Source organism: Aggregatibacter sp. oral taxon 458 str. W10330 (assembly GCF_000466335.1).
GTDB lineage: Bacteria > Pseudomonadota > Gammaproteobacteria > Enterobacterales > Pasteurellaceae > Aggregatibacter.
In genome coordinates this window covers 3,216-3,575 of sequence record NZ_KE952598.1, presented here as the reverse complement: position 1 = coordinate 3,575, position 360 = coordinate 3,216, and the positions used below count along the sequence as shown (strand labels likewise).

Annotated in this window: 1 CRISPR repeat array. The window is 50.6% G+C overall.

Annotation, left to right across the window (positions count from 1 at the left end):
* Nucleotide 1: 1 nt before the first annotated feature.
* A CRISPR array of direct repeats spans nucleotides 2–360; the repeat unit is 28 nt; unit sequence TCAACACACAGCCACCCGAAGGTGGCTG.

Sequence of the window (360 nt, the reverse complement as noted above, 5' to 3'; positions counted from 1 at the left end):
TTCAACACACAGCCACCCGAAGGTGGCTGCAACCGCTTGTGTCGCTTGTTTCTTCGGACTAATTAGTTTCAACACACAGCCACCCGAAGGTGGCTGCTCCAAAACTTGCCGTGTTATCCGCACAACAAACGGTTTCAACACACAGCCACCCGAAGGTGGCTGCAATTAAGCTCAATGTGCAAAGTTTGGATGATACCGTTTCAACACACAGCCACCCGAAGGTGGCTGCTTGGCGATTGATAAAACGCATTATTAATTGGATTAGTTTCAACACACAGCCACCCGAAGGTGGCTGCACAACAATCTGCCTCACAAGGGGCGAGATTGCTGTTTCAACACACAGCCACCCGAAGGTGGCTG